Genomic DNA, 17,777 nt, shown 5'->3' with positions numbered 1-17,777 from the left:
AAACAAACGAGAAACGAGTAGTTCTTTTCTCATCATCAAGTTTTATTTGAGGATTGAGGCTTCATGGATCGCTTCGATCGGGCCGTGCGCTGATGGCGGCCCTGTTGCCGGGAACGCGGGCGCTGAGAACGCTGGAGGCGGCGGCCCGGCACCTCAATTTCACCCGCGCCGCCGACGAGCTCGGCCTGACGCCCGCCGCCGTCAGCCACCAGATCAAGGAAATCGAGGATCAGCTCGGCATCGTGCTGTTCACCCGCACCAGCCGCACCATCCGACTGACGGAAGCGGGCACGGTGCTGTACGAGGCGGCGACCGACACGCTCGACCTGCTTGGCCGGGCGGTGATGCGCGCGCGCAAGATGGCGCGCGGCACCGAATTCCTGAAAGTGACGCTGGATGCCCAGTTCGCGGCGAAATGGCTGATGCGGCGCGTCGAAAATTTCCGCAAACTGCGGCCGGGCATCGAGCTCAGGTTCGACATCGCCTATGGCTTGCGCGATTTCGATCTCGACGACGTCGATGTCGGCATCCGCTTCGGCGCCGGCAAATATCCGGGGCTCTGCGCGCATCGACTGTTCGACAACATCATCATTCCCGTGTGCAGTCCGGGCCTTCTGGCATCTGGGCCGCCCCTGCGCGAGCCGCGCGACCTGTTCAACCACACGCTTGCCCATATCGAATGGGCTCGCCAGGGCGTGACATGGCCGAACTGGCGCATGTGGATGGCGGCGGCCGGCATCAACGATTTCGACGACAGCCGCACTGTCGTCTTCGGCACGTCCACGGATGCTGTCCAGGCAGCGCTCGACGGCAATGCCGTCGCGCTCGCCGATTTCGCCATGGTGGCAAACGACCTGTCCGAGGGCCGGCTGGTGCGGCCCTTCGAGCTCAGCATCAGGGTTGCGCCGGAATTCGCCTATTTCCTTGTCTATCCGCAGGCGACAGCCGAGGATCCCCGTATCGTCGCCTTCCGCGAATGGATTCTGGAGGAGGTGGCGAGGACGCGCAGCGCGGACAAGCTGTAGGCGGCTTCGCGAGGTTCGGCCTTCCTTAGGACCGGGCGTTGTGGCCGAAGATCATGCGCCGGTACTTTTTCACGTTCCATTTCAGCTTCTTGTAGAGAAGCGGCTGTCTCTTGCCGGCGACGGACGTTTGGAAAGCGCCGTTCTCGCTGCCCTGCTCGACGATCGGCCGCTCGAACCACAGCATTTCAACACCGAGCTTCTCGTCCATCTGTTCGATCTGGTGGTCGATGGCCGTGTATATCTTGTTTTGCGCAATCCAGTTGCAACGGGCTTCGGCGACCGGCCGGGTGATCAGGTAGGAATCGGCGCAGCGGGCATGGAGCGCCGGGTAAAGCTTCTGGCCTTTGCGCAATTTCCAGCTCGGCGTGTAGTAGTTGCTTCCATTGCCGAGATAGATGACGGCCTTGCGGTTGGGATCGCCGAGTTCGGCGAGCCCCTGCCGGAACTTGGCGACAAAGTCGCGGGCGAGGAAGACGTCATCCTCGAACACCAGGCAATAGGGCTGGTCGGTTTCGAGGAAATCACGCCAGATGCCGACATGCTTCAGCGCCAGCGAGACAGCCGCCGGGTGTGTAAAGTCTGGAGCGACCAGTTCGGCCCGGATATCGGGCGTGATGTCAGGCTGGTCCCAGTCGGTGTAGAAGGTGACCGGCACGCCGCGCCGCTCGAACTCGCGCACGATATGCCGGCGCCGGTCGTCATAGCCGTTCTTGACATGACAGATCCGGCTGAACACCAGGTCGCGCGGAAAGCCGGTTTCGTCCGCCATCAAAACTAGCGCTCCATTCAGGCCGCGACGGCGCCGAACCAGCCGATCACCACACCGATGATCAGCAGCACGCCGAGCCAATGGCCACCATCGATGAGGGTCAGGTCCCAGCCGAAATTCTCGTAGCGATGGTTGACCGACAGCGTCGTGGCGACGAAACCCAGCCAAAGCACGAAGCCGAAGATCAGCCCCGCCAGCCAGGTCGGCTCACCACCCGTCATCGCGCCGACGACCAGGGCCATGACCAGCGCCATAATCAGTTCCGCGATGAAGGAGATGACGAAGGGCAGCGGCGATTTCTTCATCGTCGCCGGATCGAGCTTGGCGGCCTTCAGCCAGGGCTTGCTCAACGCCATGTACCAGGCGGCGCCGAACAGCCATGCGACGACGGCGGCGGCGACCACCGCCATCCAGTTCACTGCTGAAAAATCCATGAGCTTCCCCCTCCAGATGCGGTTTATGGAAACGCCTGTTCGGCGATGGCGTCAAGCAGTCGCCACACGGTCGTACGTTTGACCTCGGCATCCTCGAGCGCCCGTGTCACCGGCACCTGATAGACGCCAAGCGGCGCCAGCCCCGATCGCGGCAGGTAGGACCGGCCGGGATCGCCGACCAGTATGTCGGCGCCACGCCGTTTGAGCGCCGAAAACCACGGCATCAGCCGGTCGGCGAAGGGTTTGTCATAGAAGACGTCGCCAGCCAGGACCACGTCCCAGCCCGCATCGGTACCGATACAGTCCGCGCCGAGGAATTCGATCGGAACACCATTGGCCTCGCTGTTGAGACGAACCGCGGTGGCGCAGAACGGGTCGATGTCGGCGGCGGTCACGGCCGCCGCACCGGCCTTCGCGGCGGCGATGGCGACGAGGCCGGAACCCGAGGCGAAGTCGAGCACGCGCTTGCCTCGCACCATGGCGGGATGGTCGATGACATATCGGGCGAGGCCCTGGCCGCCGGCCCAGGCAAAAGCCCAGAAGGGCGGCGGCAGGCCGATCTCGACCAGTTCGTCCTCGGTCCGCTGCCAAAGATCGTGCGCTTCGTCGGCGAGGTGGAGAAGAATCTCCGGTACATGCGGCGGCGCCATCAGCGCCGTGTTGTCGAGAATGAACTGCCTGGCGCTGTCGGAGGTGAGCGCCGTCACGGCGCAGGCGTCAGGCCGCCCATGCGGCAGACTTCCTTCCATTCGGCCGGCGTCACCGGCTGCACGGAAAGCCGTCCGAGCCGCACCAGCGCCATCTCGGCCAGTTTTGGATTGGCCTTGACGTCTTCCAGCGTCGGCGGGTTCGGCACGTCCCTGACGGCGCGGATGTCGACACACTCCCAGCGCGGATCATCCGATGTGGTGTCGGGATGGGCCAGCGCGCAGACCTCGGCGATGCCGACCACGTTCAGCCCCTCGTTGGAATGGTAGAAGAAGCCGAGATCGCCGATCTGCATGGCCTTCATGTTGTTGCGGGCGGCGTAGTTGCGCACGCCGTCCCATTGGGTGCCGGCCTTGCCCTTGGCCTTCAACGCCTCGAAGGAGAAAACCGAGGGTTCGGATTTGAACAGCCAGTAGTTCATTTTCGTTCTCCTGCCGGTTAGCCGGCCGCCGGCTTGTTGAAGACCCAGTTCCACGGGCGGATTTCGACGCTCTCGAACAGCCCCGCCTTGGCATAGGGGTCGGCGGCCGACAGCGCCTGCGCTCCGGCCATATCGGGCGCTTCGATCACGGCGAGCGTGCCGTTCGGCTTGCCATCAGCATCGAGGAACGGGCCGGCGAAGGCCAGCTTCTTCTCGCCATTCAGCGCCTCGAGAAAGGCGACATGCGCGGGCCGCGTATCAACGCGCACCTGCAGGCTTCCGGGCTTGTCCTTGCAAATCAGTGCAAACAGCATGTCTTTCTCCTGATGGTCGTCAATCGTTGGTCTCGGTCTTCAGCGGCCGGGTCATCAAGGCCGTCACGGCCTGCCGGACGGTGATGGTGCCGTCCAGTATGGCGGCCACGGCGGCGATGATCGGCGCATCGATGTTGCGCTCGGCGGCGATGCGGGCGGCGATGGCCGCCGTCGGCACGCCCTCGGCCAGCGGCAGCCCGGAAAGCGCCTTGCCTTGCCCGAGCGCCAGCCCATAAGCGAAATTGCGCGATTGGGTGGACGAGCAGGTGAGCAGCAGGTCGCCGAGGCCGGAAAGCCCCATCAGGGTCTCGGGCCTGGCGCCGAAGGCGGCACCGATGCGGCGCAGCTCGACGAAGCCGCGCGTGACCATGGCGGCCTGGGCGCTGGCGCCGAGCCCGGCCCCGGTGACGGCGCCGGCGGCGATGGCGAAGACGTTCTTCAAGGCGCCGCCGATCTCGACGCCGATCAGGTCGTCGCTCGAATAGCAGCGCAGGTTTTCAGCCGAGAAACGGGCGGCAAGGTCGGCGGCGAGCGCCTCGTCGCCGGCGGCCACCACGACCGCCGTCGGCAGGCCGCGGGCGACATCGCTGGCGAAGCTCGGCCCGGACAAGGCGGCGACCGGGTTTCGCGGCAGGATTTCCAGGGCGATTGCCGACAGCAAGGCGCCGGTGTCGCGCTCGATGCCCTTGGCGCAGAGCACGAGCGGAATGCCGGCCGGCATATGATCCTTCGCGGCCGCCAGAGTCGCGCGCAACGCCTGCGCCGGCGTCACCGCCAGCACGCAATCGGCGCCAGTGAGCGCCGCCTCGATGTCACTCGTTGCCTCGATGCCTGGCGCGATGGCGATGCCGGGCAGGTAGCGTGGGTTCTCGCCTCGACCGATCGAGGCCACGGTTTCAGGGTCACGCGCGAACAGCCGCACGGCATGGCCGGCGCGCAGCATGGCCAGCGCCAGCGCCGTGCCCCAGGCGCCGCCGCCGAGCACGGCGACACGCCAGCCACTTTTGCCCCGGCCCGCGCTCTTCGTGGCCCGATCTGTCATGCCTTGGCTCCGCGCCGACCGGAGCCGACCATTGGCGTCGAGACGCTGTCCAGGGGCCAGCGCGAGCGCGGCACGAAATCGAAGCCGTTCTCCTGCGCCATGCCTGCGCGCAGCCGCTCGATGCCGGCCCAGGCAATCATCGCGGCATTGTCGGTGCACAATTTCAGCGGCGGCGCGACGAAGGTGAAGCCGGCCTCGGCGCAGAGCCGTTCCAGCGTCGCCTTGATGGCGCGGTTGGCGGCGACGCCGCCGGCGACGACCAGCGACGGGCTTTTCGTGCCAGGGAATGTCTCGCGAAAGCGTGCCAGGGCGCGAGAAACGCGGTCGGCCAATGCATCGGCGACCGCCGCCTGGAACGACGCGCAGATGTCGGCGACATCCTGGTCGCTCAGGGGCTCGATCGCGGTTGCCGCCTGGCGCACGGCGGTCTTTAAGCCGGAAAAGGAAAAATCGGGCTGCGCCGAGCCCTTCATCGGCCGCGGGAAGGCAAAGCGCGACGGGTTGCCCGATAGCGCCGCCTTCTCGACATTCGGACCGCCGGGATAGGGCAGGCCGAGCATCTTGGCGGTCTTGTCGAAGGCTTCGCCGAGCGCGTCGTCGATGGTGGTGGCCCAGCGCTGATACTCGCCGACGCCGCGCACGGCGAGGATCTGCGTGTGGCCGCCGGAGACCAGCAGCAGCAGGTAGGGGAATTCGAGCCCGTCGGTCAGCCGCGCCGTCAAGGCGTGGCCTTCGAGGTGGTTGACGGCGATCAGCGGCTTGTTCGCCGCGGCGGCGATCGCCTTGGCCGTCATCAGGCCGACGATCAGCCCGCCGACGAGGCCTGGACCGGCGGTTGCGGCGATCGCGTCGATATCGGCCAGCGCCACGCCCGAATCGGCGAGCGCCGCCTCGACGATGCCGTCCAGCGCCTCGACATGCGCGCGCGCGGCGATCTCGGGCACGACACCGCCGAAGGCGGCATGTTCCTCGATCTGGGAGAGCACGACATTGGACAGGATTTTCGGCGCGGCATCGCCCTCCAGCGCCACGACGCTGGCGGCGGTCTCGTCGCAACTCGTCTCAATACCCAGAACGCGGATCAATTCGTCGCTATCCCAAGAGATTGTTTATGAGGCTATTCCCCATTAGGAAAAGGCCGGCAAGACCTCGATTTCGCTCGGGGGTTATCACGGACCGCGCGCCATGCAAACTTTGAAAATCGGAACCTGCAAAATCGGAACGCGCGGCAGCCCGCTGGCGCTTGCCCAGGCGCATGAGACGCGTGTGCGGCTGATGAAAGCGCATGGCCTTCCCGAGCAGGCGTTTGAAGTGGTGCCCATCTCGACCAGCGGCGACCGTATTCAGGACCGGCCACTGTCGGAGGCCGGCGGCAAAGGCCTGTTCACCAAGGAAATCGAGGAAGCGCTGCTCGACGGGCGTATCGACATCGCCGTGCATTCGTCGAAGGACATGCCGACGGTGCTTCCGGGCGGATTGGAGCTTTCCACTTTCCTGCCGCGCGAGGACGCGCGCGACGCTTTCATAGGCAAGGCGGTCAGGCGGATCGCCGATCTGCCGCATGGCGCCAAGGTCGGATCGTCATCGCTCCGTCGCCAGGCGCTGATCCGCCGGATGCGGCCGGATTTCGAGGTGGTGATGTTCCGCGGCAATGTGCAGACGAGGCTGCGCAAGCTGGATGAAGGCATCGCCGAGGGCACCATTCTCGCCTATGCCGGGCTGAAGCGGCTCGGGCTCGAAGGCGTGATTACCGACCTGATGCCGCTGGAGGATTTTCCGCCGGCGCCGGGACAAGGCGCGATCGGCATCGAAACGCGCGTCGGCGACCGTGATATCGAGACAATGCTTGCGGCGATCCATCACGTGCCGACGGGCCAGGCCTTGGCCTGCGAACGCGCGTTTCTCGCCGCGCTCGACGGCTCGTGCCGCACACCGATCGCCGGCCATGCGACGGTGTCGGGGGGGAAACTGTCCTTTGCCGGGCTGATCATCTCGCCCGACGGCACGGAGTGGCATGACGTCCGGTTGGAAGGCGAGGCCACGGACGCGGCTGAAATAGGGGCTGACGCCGCGCGGGCGGTTCGCGCCAGGGCCGGCGAAAAGTTCTTCGACGGCTGGCTCTGAAAATGCCTCGCATCCTGGTCACCAGACCGGAGCCCGGTGCATCGCTCACGGCGCGAAAGCTGAAAGAAATGGGTTTTGAGCCTCTTCTCCTGCCATTGACGGAGACGACGGCACTGCCGGTCGATGCCAAGGCGGTTCCGGACGATGTCGCAGCCGTCGCCATCACCAGCGCCAATGCCGTGCGCCATGCCCCTGGAGATCTGGTAGCGGCGCTTTCCAGGCTGCCTTGTCATGCTGTCGGCAAGAGGACCGCCGAGGCCGCGCGCAAAGCCGGTTTTCTGTCGGTCAGCGAGGGGCCTGGCGATGCCGAGGCGCTGGCCGACGGCATGGCGACCGCCTTTTCCGGCAAAACGATCGTCTATCTCTGTGGGCGCGTGCGGTTTGCTGCCTTCGAACAGAAGCTGGAAGCAGCGTATGTCCAGGTCCATGCCGTAGAGACTTATGACACGCTTGCGGTGAGCTATTCGGACGAAGCGACCCTGCCGCTGCTATCAGGCCAAGCGGTCGATGTGGTGCTGCTCTATTCGGCCAACGCCGCTGCCGCGATGCAGGTCCTGGCCAGACGACCCGCCCTGCAAAAAGCCTTTGAAAAGACGCGTTTTTTTGTCCTTTCCGCGCGCATCGCCGCCGCCTTCGGCGACAGCGCCGGCAAAGCAATCCGTGTCGCCGCACGGCCCGACGAGGAGGCGCTGCTGGCACTTTTGCGGGCACGGCCCTGACCCGCGTCATCACACCGCCCCTTTTCACCGCTTGGTGATGTGCTAGACCCTTTTTAGAACCATCACGCGCCGCCGCGCGTTGAGACGAAGCGAATTTTGCGGAGCCCATGCATGGTCAAGACGCCGAAGATGCGACACTCGAAAAGCCGCCGCGAGCCGGTGACCATCGACCTCGATCCGGGCGCTGTCTCACGCATCGTCGACGAGGATGCCGCCAAGGTTACCGTCCAGACCGACGAGGCGAGGGCCGAGGAATCCGCGAACGCCTCGCGACCAGAGCTCCCGGAAGAGCCGGTGCATGCCGATCAGGCGGATCTCGAACCCTGGGAGCATGGCGACGACGCCGCCGGGCGGTCCGGCACAGAGGCGCCGCCGCATGCCGAGGCCGAAGCCGCCGAGCCGGAAATGCCTTATCCCGGTTCGGATACACCTCCCAACCAGTCCAGGGCGTTCGACTACAGCTTCGAGGACGCAAGCACAAAGACCGGCGAGGCCAAAGCGGCTGCCGGAAAAACCGACTCAAGGAGCGAGCCGATGGCAGCGCGGCCGAAGCGGGGCGGCCTCAACGGCATCGCCGCCGGCATCATCGGCGGTGTCATCGCGCTGGTCGGCGCCGGTGGCCTGCAATTTGCCGGCCTGCTCGGCGCGCCGGGTTCCGCTCCCGGTGCCTCGCTCGACGGCGTCAATGGCGAGATCGCCTCGTTGAAGAGCGAAATCGCAGACATGAGGGAAGCCGGCAACAACAATGGTGCATCGGCCAAGGTCGACGGCCTGTCGTCGGCGCTCGACCAGGTCAAGAGCGATGTCGCGGCGCTGAAATCGGCGGTCGAAAAGGGCGGCGCCGGCGACAATGCCGGGCTCGCCGCACTTGGCGACAAGGTCAAGCAGATCGAAACGGCCGTCGCCGCTCTCGGCAAGGCCGGCAGCGCGGCGCCCGTCGATCTCGGCCCACTCAACGAAAAAATGGCCGGTCTCGATGCGCTGGTGAAGTCGACGGGCGAGGCGGCGAAGGCGCAGGAAGGCCGGCTTGCCGCGCTCGAGCAATCGGTGTCGCAGCTTTCCGGGAAGGTCGACGCACAGGCGTCGCAGCCGAAGATCGCGATCGCCATCGCGGCTTCCGCGCTCAAGGCCGCGCTCGACCGTGGCGCGCCGTTTTCGGCCGAACTCGATACGCTGGCCGCGATCTCGCCTGATGCGCCGCAGCTTGCGACCTTGCGTGCCTATGCCGAAAAGGGCGTTCCGACCCGCACCGAGATCGCCTCGCAGATGGACGTCGCCGCCAATGCCATGGTCGCCGCCGCCACGCCGGTCGACCAGAATGCCGGCTTCCTGCAGAATTTGATGTCGAGCGCCGAGTCACTGGTCAAGATCCGGCCGATCGGGGCCGTCGAAGGTAAAGGTGCGCCGGAAACCGTGGCGCGCATGGAGGTTGCGGTCACTCAGGGTGACTACGCCAAGGCGCTCAGCGAATATGACACGCTGCCGGAAGCCGCGAAGGCCGCGGGCGCCGACTTTGCCGGCAAACTGAAGGCGCGCATCGAGGTCGAAACCCAGGTCGACGCGCTGATCTCCGGCGCGATGAAGGCATGAGGGCAACACGATGATCCGCCTGCTCGCTTTCCTCATCGTCGTCTTCGCGCTCGGGCTGGGCTTTGCCTGGCTGGCCGACCGGCCGGGCGACATGGTCGTCACCTTCAACGGCTATCAGTACCAGGTCAGCCTGATGGTGGCGGCGGTGGCCGTCGTCGCCGTCGTCGCGGCGGTGATGATCGTCTGGTGGCTGATCAAGTCGCTGTGGAACAGCCCCTACACAATTTCGCGCTATTTTCGCGTGCGCCGCCGCGACCGTGGCTATCAGGCGCTGTCGACCGGCATGATCGCCGCCGGCGCCGGCGATGGGGCGCTGGCCCGCAAGAAGACCAAGGAAGCCGCCAAGCTGATCCGCTCCGACCAGGAGCCGTTGATCCATCTGCTCGAAGCGCAGGCATCGCTGCTCGAAGGCGACCATGAAGGTGCGCGGCAAAAATTCGAGAGCATGCTCGACGATCCGGAAATGCGGCTGCTTGGCCTGCGCGGGCTTTATCTGGAAGCCGAGCGCCTGGGCGACCGCAACGCCGCCCGGCACTATGCCGGCCGCGCCGCCGCGGTGGCGCCGCAACTGGCATGGGCGGCCGAATCGACGCTGGAGGAGCTGACCGCGCGCGGCGATTGGGACGGTGCGCTGAAACTGGTCGAGGCGCAGAAGTCGACGCGGCAGATCGAGCGCGACGCTGCCAACCGCCGCCGCGCCGTGCTGTTGACCGCCAAGGCGCAATCGCTCGCCGACAGCGATCCCGCGGCTGCCAGGACAGCGGCGATCGAGGCCAACAGACTCGCCCCCGACTTCGCGCCTGCCGCCGTTGCCGCCGCCGCCGCGCTGTTCAAACAGAACGACGTGCGCAAGGGCTCGAAGATCCTCGAGACCGCATGGAAGGCCGAGCCGCATCCCGAAATTGCCGAGCTTTACACCCATGCTAGGCCTGGCGACGCCGTGCTTGATCGGCTCAACCGGGCAAAGAAGCTGCAGGAGATGAAGAAGAACCACACCGAATCGTCGATGACGGTGGCGCGTGCGGCGCTCGACGCGCAGGATTTGTCGACCGCCCGCCGCGAGGCCGAAGCCGCGATCCGCATGGACCGCCGCGAGGGCGCCTATCTGCTCCTGGCCGACATTGAGGAGGCCGAGACCGGCGACCAGGGCAAAGTACGGCAGCTGCTCTCCAAGGCGGTTCGGGCGCCGCGCGATCCGGCCTGGGTCGCCGACGGCATCGTCTCCGAGCGCTGGGCGCCGGTCTCGCCGGTCACCGGGCGGCTCGACGCCTTCGAATGGCGCGCGCCGATGGAACGCCTTGGCCAACTGATCGACAGTCGCGATGTTGAACCGGATGCCCCGGTGGTAGCCATCGAGGCGACGGGCAGGCCTGAAAAGCCGGTCGAGGTGATCGATCATGCCGCCCCGGGCAACGAGGCAACGGGCAAGGACGCCGAAAGCCGCGAGGATCATGTCACCCCGGTCACGGCCGCCGCCTTTGCCGCGGTGCCGGCCGATGCCGAGGCCGTCGAGCCGGCGGAAGAACTGGCGCGCCTGCCGGACGATCCAGGCGTCGATCCGGACGACGAGGCGGAAAAGTCGCCACGCCGGTTCCGGCTGTTTTGATTTTGGCCATCGGGTGATTTGACCTGGCCATCGGGCCGTTTGGGAATGAATTGATGTTCGAGCGCGTTCTGTCGTTTCTCAGGGATTTACCGGCCGGCTCGGCCAGCCACACCAGCGCGGACGATCCGCGCGTCGCGGCTTCGGCGCTGCTCTACCATGTGATGAATGCCGATGGCGTGCGCCAGGATGTCGAGTGGGAGCGCTTCAAGGCGGTGCTGGCGCAGAGCTATTCGATCAGTGGTGCCGAACTCGAAGCGCTCGTCGCCGCCGGCGAGCGCGCCGACAATGAAGCGATCGACCTCTATGCCTTCACCAGCGTGCTCAAGCGCCATCTCGACGCGGAGGGGCGCAAGGCCTTCATCGGCCTGATGTGGGAGATCGTCTATGCCGATGGCGAGCTGCATGAGCTCGAGGACAATACGGTGTGGCGCGTTGCCGAGCTGATCGGCGTCGAGCGCCACGACCGGGTCGAGGCGCGCCGCCAGGCCGCGGCGCATGCGCCAGGCGCGCGCGGGACGTCAAGCGACGAATAGACGGGATTTCGCCCAACGATGCAGCGCGCAACGAGCCCGAAGCCAAAGATCCTGATCGTGCTGCATCAGGAGAATTCGAGCCCCGGACGCGTCGGCCACATGCTCCTGGAAGAAGGCTTCGATCTCGACATTCGCCGCCCGCCGCTCGGTGACGCCTTGCCGGAAACGCTGGATGGCCATGCCGGCGCGGTGGTGTTCGGCGGGCCAATGAGCGCCAATGACGAGGACGAGTTCGTCCGCCGCGAAACCAACTGGCTGGAAGTCCCGCTCAGGGAAAACCGGCCGTTGCTCGGCATCTGCCTGGGCGCGCAGATGCTGGCCAATCATCTCGGCGGCAAGGTCGAGGGCCACGGCGAAGGGCTGGTGGAGATCGGCTGGTATCCGCTGAAGGGGACCGAGGCCGGCAGGAAGCTGATGCACTGGCCCGAAATGGTCTACCAGTTCCACCGCGAGGGCTTTTCGCTGCCGAGCGACGCGACGCTGCTGGCCACGAACGAGACCTATCCCAACCAGGCCTTCCGCTATCGCGACAATGCCTGGGGCATCCAGTTCCATGGCGAACTCACCAGGGTGATGATGCAGCGCTGGGTGGTGCGCGGCGCCCATCGTTTCGAGCTACCCGGCGCCCAGCCCGGCCGCGACCATCTCGGCGGCCGGCTGATCTGGGACATGCACCTAAAGCGCTGGCTCGACGAGTTCTTGCGGATGATTTTTGGCGGGCCGGCCGCGCGTTAGGGCAGACCAGTGGCCGCCAATGTGGCCGACCATCGCTTTTCGGAGTGTGGAAACTACTCCGAAAACCTCACGCTCACGCCGCGCTGCCGAAAGTAAGCCTGCATCAACTTGCGGCCCGAGCGGTTGTTCTGCGCCAATTTGGCAGGATCGAAGACCGCCTGTTTTATCCCCTCGCGTGTCAGCGCCGCCTTAAGCGTCGCGATATGCGCGTCGATGTCGGCATTGTCCGCCCGGAGCGACGCATAGATATTTTCGGTCGCCTCGGCCACGGTCGGTTCGCTCACAGGTGTCGTCCTTTCGTTGATTGGGCGGCGGCTTAGCACAGATTCGCGGCCCCGCCGATACCGATGAAGCCTTCAGTTTCGTCCCTTGAGGTGCCTGACCTTGCGCAGCGCGGGGAACAGATAGGCCCACAGGCCGGCAACCGCGACGGCGCCGACGCCGCCGATGACCACCGCCGGAACCGTGCCGATCAGTGCCGCCATGGTGCCGGCGCGGAATTCGCCGACCTCGTTGGAGGCGCCGACGAAGACCTGGTTGACGGCGTTGACGCGGCCGCGCACCGCGTCGGGCGTCCACAGCTGGATCAGCGTTTCCCTGATGTAAACGCTGAACATGTCGGTGGCGCCGAGCAGGGCAAGTGCCGCTATCGACAGCCAGGTAAGGGTCGACAGGCCGAACAGCACTGTGCAGGCGCCGAACGCCGCGACGAAGCTCAGCATGATCTTGCCGGCATGATCGCGGATCGGATGGCCGGCAAGCCAGATGGCGACGCAAATGGCACCGATGCCCGGCGCCGAGCGCAGCAGGCCGAGGCCCCAGGGGCCGAGTTGCAGAATATCGCGGGCATAGACCGGCAGCAGTGCCGAGGCGCCGGACAGAAGCACGGCAAAGAGGTCGAGCGAGATGGCGCCGAGCACGATCTTCTCGCTCCAGATGTAGCGGAAGCCGGCAAACAGCGTCTCCATTGTCGGCTTGTCCGTGGCCGTCTGTTGCGCGGGCTTGGGGATGGTGAAGATGAGCAACGCGGCAGCGAGCATCAGGACTGCCGCCGTGGCATAGGTCACCTCCGCCGACACGCCATAGAGCAAGCCGCCTGCGACAGGGCCGACAATCGTCGCCGTCTGCCAGGCGGAGGAGTTCCAGGCGATGGCGTTGGCGAAATCCCGCTGCGGCACAAGATTGGCGAACAGCGAGGACGAAGCCGGCCCATAGAAGGCTCGGGCAATGCCGAACATGACCAGTACGGCGAAGATCGGCAGCGGGGTCGTAAGGCCGCGCAGGGTCAGAAACAGCAGAGCCAGCGCGCAGGCGCCTTCGACCAATGTCGCCAGGGTCATGATCAGCCGGCGGCCGAAGCGGTCGGCGACGACACCTGTCACCAGCACCAGAAGCAGCGATGGCAGGAACTGGACGATGCCGACAATGCCGAGGTCGAACGGATCGCGCGTCAGGTCATAGACCTGCCAGCCGACGGCGACGGAAACGATCATGGTCGCGAAGGTGGTGAGAAAGCGCGCCGTCCAATAGCTGAGGAAGGCTTTGTGCCGGAACGCGGCGTAACGCTGCTCCGGCAAAGTTTGTTCTGGTATCATGGAAAGAGGCCCCGTTGCGGTGGGCATCGGCTCGCGGGGCACTTCCCGGATGGGCGCTGTTCGACCAATGGAACTGGATAAAAGTTCGGGGCGGATATGCTTCAAATTCAGACCTGGATCAAGGGACTTTCGGTCCGCACCGTCCAGCCCACGCGGAAGTTACTGCCGCAGCGCGGCCGAAATCGCGTCCAATCCGCCTTTCAACTCGGCCTCCGTCGGCCAGCCGAAGCCGACGCGGAAGAAGCGCTTTTCCATCTCGAACCAATGGCCGGGTCCGACATAGGTGCCGTGGTCTTCCAGCAGCCTGACATAGAACCGGTCGAGGTCGAAGCCGGGCTCGACATTGAGGCGCGGGAAGCCGACCACTCCGCCCTCGGGGCGCACCCAGTCGACTAAAGGTTCGCGGTCGATCCATGCCTGGACGATATCGCGGCGCCTGGCCATTTCGGGCAGCAGCTTTCCCAGAAACGCGTCCCGGCGCGCCAGCATGCCGCGCGCGATGCCTTCGTCGATGACGCTGCCGCAGATGCCGATCTGCTCCTTGGCGGCGAGGAATTTTTCCTGGAGGGCAGCATCCCTGGTGACCAGCCAGCCGATGCGGATGCCGGGAATGCCGAAGGCTTTCGACAGTGACGAGACGCTGATCGCCTTGTTGCTCAGCGAGGCCGCCGAGGGCAGGCGCCGTCCATAGGAGAGGTCGCGATAGGTCTCATCGACCAGCAGATGGCAGACGCTGGCTTCGGCGAGCGCGACCAGTGCGTCCAATTCGGCACGGCTCATCATGGTGCCGGTCGGGTTGTGCGGGCAAGTGACGCTGATCAGCCTGGTGTTCGGCCGCATCGCCGCCCTGACGCGCTCGACATCAATGGCGAAGCCTTCGTCGAAGGCGAGGTCGACGAAGCTGATGGCGCAGCCGATCGCCCGCGGCGTTTCGATGTTGGTGGCGTAGTTGGGCCTGATGACGACGAGATGATCGCTGGCCGACAGAAGCGATGTCGAGATGATGAACAGCGCGCCGGCGGCGCCGGCGGTGACCAGCACATCATCGGGCGAGATGCCGGCATCCTGCGCCGCGACCAGGGCGCGCAAGTCCTTGTCGCCACGATGCTCGCCATAGAAAAGCGTCAGGTCGGGCAGCGACAGGCCGATGTCGGAGAGCTTCTGGTCGGCGATCGAACTTTCGGAAAGATTGTAGCGGATACGATCGTAGCCGTATTCCTCCGGTGCTTCTTTCTCGATCACCATCCTGGTGTAGTTCATGGCAGTTCCCCCTCAAAGCACCTGTCCGGTTCATCCAAGCCACAAAAACATGAAGCCTGCCAAGGCGATTTTCGCCGGCAGGCTTCCGTTCCAGTCGTCCTAAATATTGGCTCAGGACTGAATTGCTCAGGCCGAAACCTTGGCCTTCCGGCCTTTGCCCTTGACGGGCGCCGGGGCGACGGCCTTGCGGCCGAGGCCGATCGACTTCGCCAGTTCGGAGCGCGAAGCCGCATAGTTGGGAGCAACCATCGGATAGTCAGACGGCAAGCCCCATTTGGCGCGGTAGGCATCCGGCGTCAGGCCGAAATGCACGCCGAGGTGACGCTTCAGCGATTTGAATTTCTTGCCGTCCTCGAGGCAGATGATGAAATCCGGCGTCACCGACTTCTTCGGGTTGACGGCCGGGACCAGCGGTGCCGCCACCGGAGCGACCGGCTGACCGAGCCCGCTGATCGAGGCGCTGACGCTGGCGATCAGCTCGGGAAGGCCGGACGCAGGCAGGCGATTCTTCTCGACATAAGCCGATACGATATGGGCGGTCAGTTCGAGAAGGTCGAGGGTCTTGCTGGCGTGGCTGTCTTCGTCGGTCAATCTATTTCTCCATCCATGGCGCATGACCTCGAAAATGGGGCCGTTTTCAAAAAGGATGATGCGCAAAATTAAAGTGCGTCGTCATTGTGCGTCGCGCGCGACGCGATGTAGTGGGGCTGACTTCCTAGTCGGCAAATCTGCACAATGCAATCTATCGGCGCGGCATCACACGTCATTTTGAACGACTATACTAAACTGTAATACTCTCAGACGATCAGCGCCTTGTCGCGCCATAGACGAAATCCGCCTTCGAAGGCGCGTGTGTTGTCACCGCGTCTGGAGTGGGCGGGCAATTCGTAGAGCTTGTCGACATTGCCGCCGCCGATGACGACATAGTCTGGCTGCAGGGCGGCTCGTAGCCGGTTGACGACGTCGAAGACATAGCCGCGCCACTTCTTCTTGCCGCGTTTTTCCAGGCCGCGTTCGCCGACATAATCCTCGAAACTCCGGCCTTTTCGGTAGGGAAGATGGGCGAGTTCCATCGGCTGACCGACATTGTCGAAGACCATCGCCGCGCCGAGGCCGGTTCCGAGACCGAGGAACAGCATGCGCCCGCCCTCATAGCTGCCGATGGCCTGCATCAGCGCATCATTGACGACCTTGACTGGCTTGCCGAACTCCGCGGCGAAATCGAAGCCGGCCCAGCCCTTGCCGAGATTCATGGGGTCAAGCATCGGCTTGTTGTGGCGCACCGGGCCTGGATAGCCCATGGAGATAACGTCATAGGACAGGCCCTCGGCGAGCTTTTTCACCTTGTCGATCATTTGCCGCGGCGTCAGGTCCGGTCCGGAATCCGTCCGGCGCTCGGTGCCGCCGTCGCTGGTCAGGATCTTGACGCGCGAGCCGCCAATGTCGACCGAAAGGACAACCTGCCCGGTGTCCGACGCAACCTGCTTCACCGCCTTGGCCATCTTGTCCCCTCCGTTCATGCCACCGGATCGATCCAGCCATTGGGCGGCCCGAAGCCGGCCATGGCGTCCTCCGGTCCCCATGTCTTCGGCTCGTAAAGATGTGGCGGCGTGGTGTCGCCGAGCACCGGGCCGACGATGCGCCAGGCCAGTTCCGCCGCGTCCTGACGGGTGAAGAGCTGGCCATTGCCGTTCATGGCGTCGCCGATCAGCCGTTCATAGGGCGGCATGTCGCCCTTCGAGTCGTCGAGCGCGGTCAGTTCCACCTGCTCGCCGATCATGTCGTCGCCGGGCGCCTTGCGCTGGGCGCCGATGGCGATCATCACCTGCGGGTCGATGCGGAAACGGACATAATTCTGGTCGGCGGGCTTGATCGGGTCGAAGACGTCGAGCGGCGGCCGCTTCAGCCGCACCACCACCTCGGTGACATGCACGGGCATGTTCTTGCCGGCGCGGATGAAGAACGGCACGTCCTGCCAGCGCCAGGTGTCGACGAAAAAACGCACCGCCGCGAAGGTCTCGACCGGCGAGTTCGGCGCGACGCCGGGCTCGGCGAGATAGCCGGTGAACTGGCCGCGCACGACATCGCTCTTGGTCAGGGTGCGGATGGCGCGCAGCACCTGCACCTTCTCGTCGATCAAGTCATCCGCCGAGCGGCCGACCGGCGGCTCCATGGCCAAGAGCAGCAGGATGTTGAGCAGATGGTTCTCGATGACGTCGCGGATAGCGCCGACATCGTCGTAGAACCGCCCCCGCCCTTCGACGCCGAAATCCTCGGCCATGGTGATCTGGACGCTCTCGACGTAATTGCGGTTCCAGATCGGCTCGAGCAAAGCGTTGGCGAAGCGGAAATAGAGCAGGTTCTGGATCGCTTCCTTGCCGAGATAGTGGTCGATGCGGAAGATCGACTGTTCGTCGAACACCAAATGCAGCACACGGTTCAGCCAGCGGGCCGACTGCAGATCGTGGCCGAAGGGCTTTTCGACCATCAGCCGGGCGCCGTGCGCGGTGCCGGATTGCTCCAGGCCTTGCACGACAGTCTCGAACATGGTCGGCGGCACCGCCATGTAGTGCAGCGGCCGCTGGGCGCTGCCGAGTGCGGTCTTCAGCTTCTCGAAAGTGGCCGGATCGCGGTAGTCGCCGCTGACATAGCGCAGCAGCGACGCCAGCTTGGCGAACACCTTCTCGTCGATCGTGCCGAGCGCGTTGACGATGCCGTCGCGGGCACGGTCCTGCAATTGCTTCAAATCCCAGGCGTCGAAGGCGACGCCGATCACCGGTTCGGTGAGCGTGCCCTTGGCGACCATCTGGTAGAGGGCTGGAAATATCTTCTTGTGGGCGAGGTCGCCGGTCGCTCCGAAGAGCACCAGCGTGTCGGACCGTTCCTGGCTCATGCCTGCGTC

20 protein-coding genes are annotated in these 17,777 nt (G+C 65.1%); 7 read left to right on the top strand and 13 right to left on the bottom strand.

Features of this window, described 5'->3' with window-relative positions:
• Positions 1-92: 92 nt before the first annotated feature.
• Complete coding sequence (gene gcvA, locus EN824_RS24455) at positions 93-1,025, top strand: transcriptional regulator GcvA (RefSeq protein ID WP_127278258.1); 933 nt, start codon at positions 93-95, stop codon at positions 1,023-1,025.
• A 25-nt stretch (positions 1,026-1,050) separates the two neighbouring features.
• Here the strand turns inward: gcvA and EN824_RS24450 are convergent, their stop codons facing one another.
• Genes EN824_RS24450 through tsaD form a run of 7 tightly spaced genes read right to left on the bottom strand, consistent with a single transcriptional unit; the run spans position 1,051 to position 5,795 of the window.
• Positions 1,051-1,794 carry a glycosyltransferase family 25 protein gene (locus tag EN824_RS24450; protein WP_127278257.1) on the bottom strand — a complete coding sequence of 248 codons (744 nt, stop codon included), beginning with the start codon at positions 1,792-1,794 and terminating at the stop codon, positions 1,051-1,053.
• A gap of 17 nt (positions 1,795-1,811) precedes the next feature.
• Positions 1,812-2,228 carry a DUF1761 domain-containing protein gene (locus EN824_RS24445; RefSeq protein WP_127278256.1) on the bottom strand — a complete coding sequence of 139 codons (417 nt, stop codon included), beginning with the start codon at positions 2,226-2,228 and terminating at the stop codon, positions 1,812-1,814.
• A gap of 23 nt (positions 2,229-2,251) precedes the next feature.
• A complete protein-coding gene (locus EN824_RS24440; RefSeq protein WP_127278255.1) occupies positions 2,252-2,935 on the bottom strand; it encodes a methyltransferase in 684 nt (227 codons plus the stop codon).
• Entirely contained in the window at positions 2,932-3,357 is a 426-nt protein-coding gene (locus EN824_RS24435; RefSeq protein WP_127278254.1) for an EVE domain-containing protein, read from the bottom strand. The genes EN824_RS24440 and EN824_RS24435 overlap by 4 nt, the downstream gene beginning before the upstream one ends.
• 17 nt (positions 3,358-3,374) lie before the next feature.
• Positions 3,375-3,671 (bottom strand): YciI-like protein, encoded by a 297-nt coding sequence (locus EN824_RS24430; RefSeq protein WP_127278253.1) that lies wholly within the window; start codon positions 3,669-3,671, stop codon positions 3,375-3,377.
• 19 nt (positions 3,672-3,690) lie between these two features.
• Positions 3,691-4,713: an NAD(P)H-dependent glycerol-3-phosphate dehydrogenase gene (locus tag EN824_RS24425; protein WP_127278252.1), complete on the bottom strand. Its 1,023-nt coding sequence runs from the start codon at positions 4,711-4,713 to the stop codon at positions 3,691-3,693.
• The gene (gene tsaD, locus EN824_RS24420) at positions 4,710-5,795 is read right to left on the bottom strand and encodes a tRNA (adenosine(37)-N6)-threonylcarbamoyltransferase complex transferase subunit TsaD (protein WP_189343598.1); all 1,086 of its coding nucleotides are present in this window, start codon (positions 5,793-5,795) and stop codon (positions 4,710-4,712) included. The genes EN824_RS24425 and tsaD overlap by 4 nt, the downstream gene beginning before the upstream one ends.
• A 103-nt stretch (positions 5,796-5,898) precedes the next feature.
• On the opposite strand from tsaD, the gene hemC reads away from it, so the two are divergent.
• The 6 genes from hemC to EN824_RS24390 all read left to right on the top strand — a co-directional run bounded on the left by hemC (position 5,899) and on the right by EN824_RS24390 (position 12,020).
• Positions 5,899-6,837, top strand: coding sequence for a hydroxymethylbilane synthase (gene hemC, locus EN824_RS24415; protein WP_127280870.1), 939 nt, complete (start codon positions 5,899-5,901; stop codon positions 6,835-6,837).
• Between the two features lie 2 nt (positions 6,838-6,839).
• Entirely contained in the window at positions 6,840-7,556 is a 717-nt protein-coding gene (locus tag EN824_RS24410; RefSeq protein ID WP_127280871.1) for a uroporphyrinogen-III synthase, read from the top strand.
• Between the two features lie 111 nt (positions 7,557-7,667).
• Positions 7,668-9,146 carry a COG4223 family protein gene (locus tag EN824_RS24405; RefSeq protein ID WP_135863390.1) on the top strand — a complete coding sequence of 493 codons (1,479 nt, stop codon included), beginning with the start codon at positions 7,668-7,670 and terminating at the stop codon, positions 9,144-9,146.
• Positions 9,147-9,156: 10 nt separating this feature from the next.
• A complete protein-coding gene (locus tag EN824_RS24400) occupies positions 9,157-10,752 on the top strand; it encodes a heme biosynthesis protein HemY (protein WP_127277926.1) in 1,596 nt (531 codons plus the stop codon).
• A gap of 53 nt (positions 10,753-10,805) precedes the next feature.
• The gene (locus EN824_RS24395) at positions 10,806-11,285 is read left to right on the top strand and encodes a TerB family tellurite resistance protein (protein ID WP_127277927.1); all 480 of its coding nucleotides are present in this window, start codon (positions 10,806-10,808) and stop codon (positions 11,283-11,285) included.
• An 18-nt stretch (positions 11,286-11,303) separates the two neighbouring features.
• Positions 11,304-12,020 (top strand): glutamine amidotransferase, encoded by a 717-nt coding sequence (locus EN824_RS24390; protein ID WP_127277928.1) that lies wholly within the window; start codon positions 11,304-11,306, stop codon positions 12,018-12,020.
• Between the two features lie 53 nt (positions 12,021-12,073).
• Here EN824_RS24390 and EN824_RS24385 read toward each other — a convergent pair whose 3' ends face one another.
• From EN824_RS24385 to zwf, 6 genes are all read right to left on the bottom strand, one after another.
• The gene (locus EN824_RS24385) at positions 12,074-12,304 is read right to left on the bottom strand and encodes a hypothetical protein (RefSeq protein WP_127277929.1); all 231 of its coding nucleotides are present in this window, start codon (positions 12,302-12,304) and stop codon (positions 12,074-12,076) included.
• A gap of 72 nt (positions 12,305-12,376) precedes the next feature.
• Positions 12,377-13,615, bottom strand: coding sequence for an MFS transporter (locus EN824_RS24380; RefSeq protein WP_127277930.1), 1,239 nt, complete (start codon positions 13,613-13,615; stop codon positions 12,377-12,379).
• A gap of 159 nt (positions 13,616-13,774) precedes the next feature.
• The gene (locus EN824_RS24375) at positions 13,775-14,875 is read right to left on the bottom strand and encodes an aminotransferase class I/II-fold pyridoxal phosphate-dependent enzyme (protein ID WP_127277931.1); all 1,101 of its coding nucleotides are present in this window, start codon (positions 14,873-14,875) and stop codon (positions 13,775-13,777) included.
• Between the two features lie 126 nt (positions 14,876-15,001).
• The gene (locus EN824_RS24370; protein WP_127277932.1) at positions 15,002-15,466 is read right to left on the bottom strand and encodes a MucR family transcriptional regulator; all 465 of its coding nucleotides are present in this window, start codon (positions 15,464-15,466) and stop codon (positions 15,002-15,004) included.
• A gap of 206 nt (positions 15,467-15,672) precedes the next feature.
• Positions 15,673-16,377, bottom strand: a complete 705-nt coding sequence (locus EN824_RS24365) for an ROK family protein (RefSeq protein WP_135863539.1) — start codon at positions 16,375-16,377, stop codon at positions 15,673-15,675.
• A gap of 14 nt (positions 16,378-16,391) precedes the next feature.
• Positions 16,392-17,768 carry a glucose-6-phosphate dehydrogenase gene (gene zwf, locus EN824_RS24360; protein ID WP_127872854.1) on the bottom strand — a complete coding sequence of 459 codons (1,377 nt, stop codon included), beginning with the start codon at positions 17,766-17,768 and terminating at the stop codon, positions 16,392-16,394.
• Positions 17,769-17,777: the final 9 nt, after the last annotated feature.

Source organism: Mesorhizobium sp. M8A.F.Ca.ET.181.01.1.1 (assembly GCF_004792025.1).
GTDB lineage: Bacteria > Pseudomonadota > Alphaproteobacteria > Rhizobiales > Rhizobiaceae > Mesorhizobium.
This window is presented reverse-complemented; position numbering and strand designations above follow the sequence as displayed.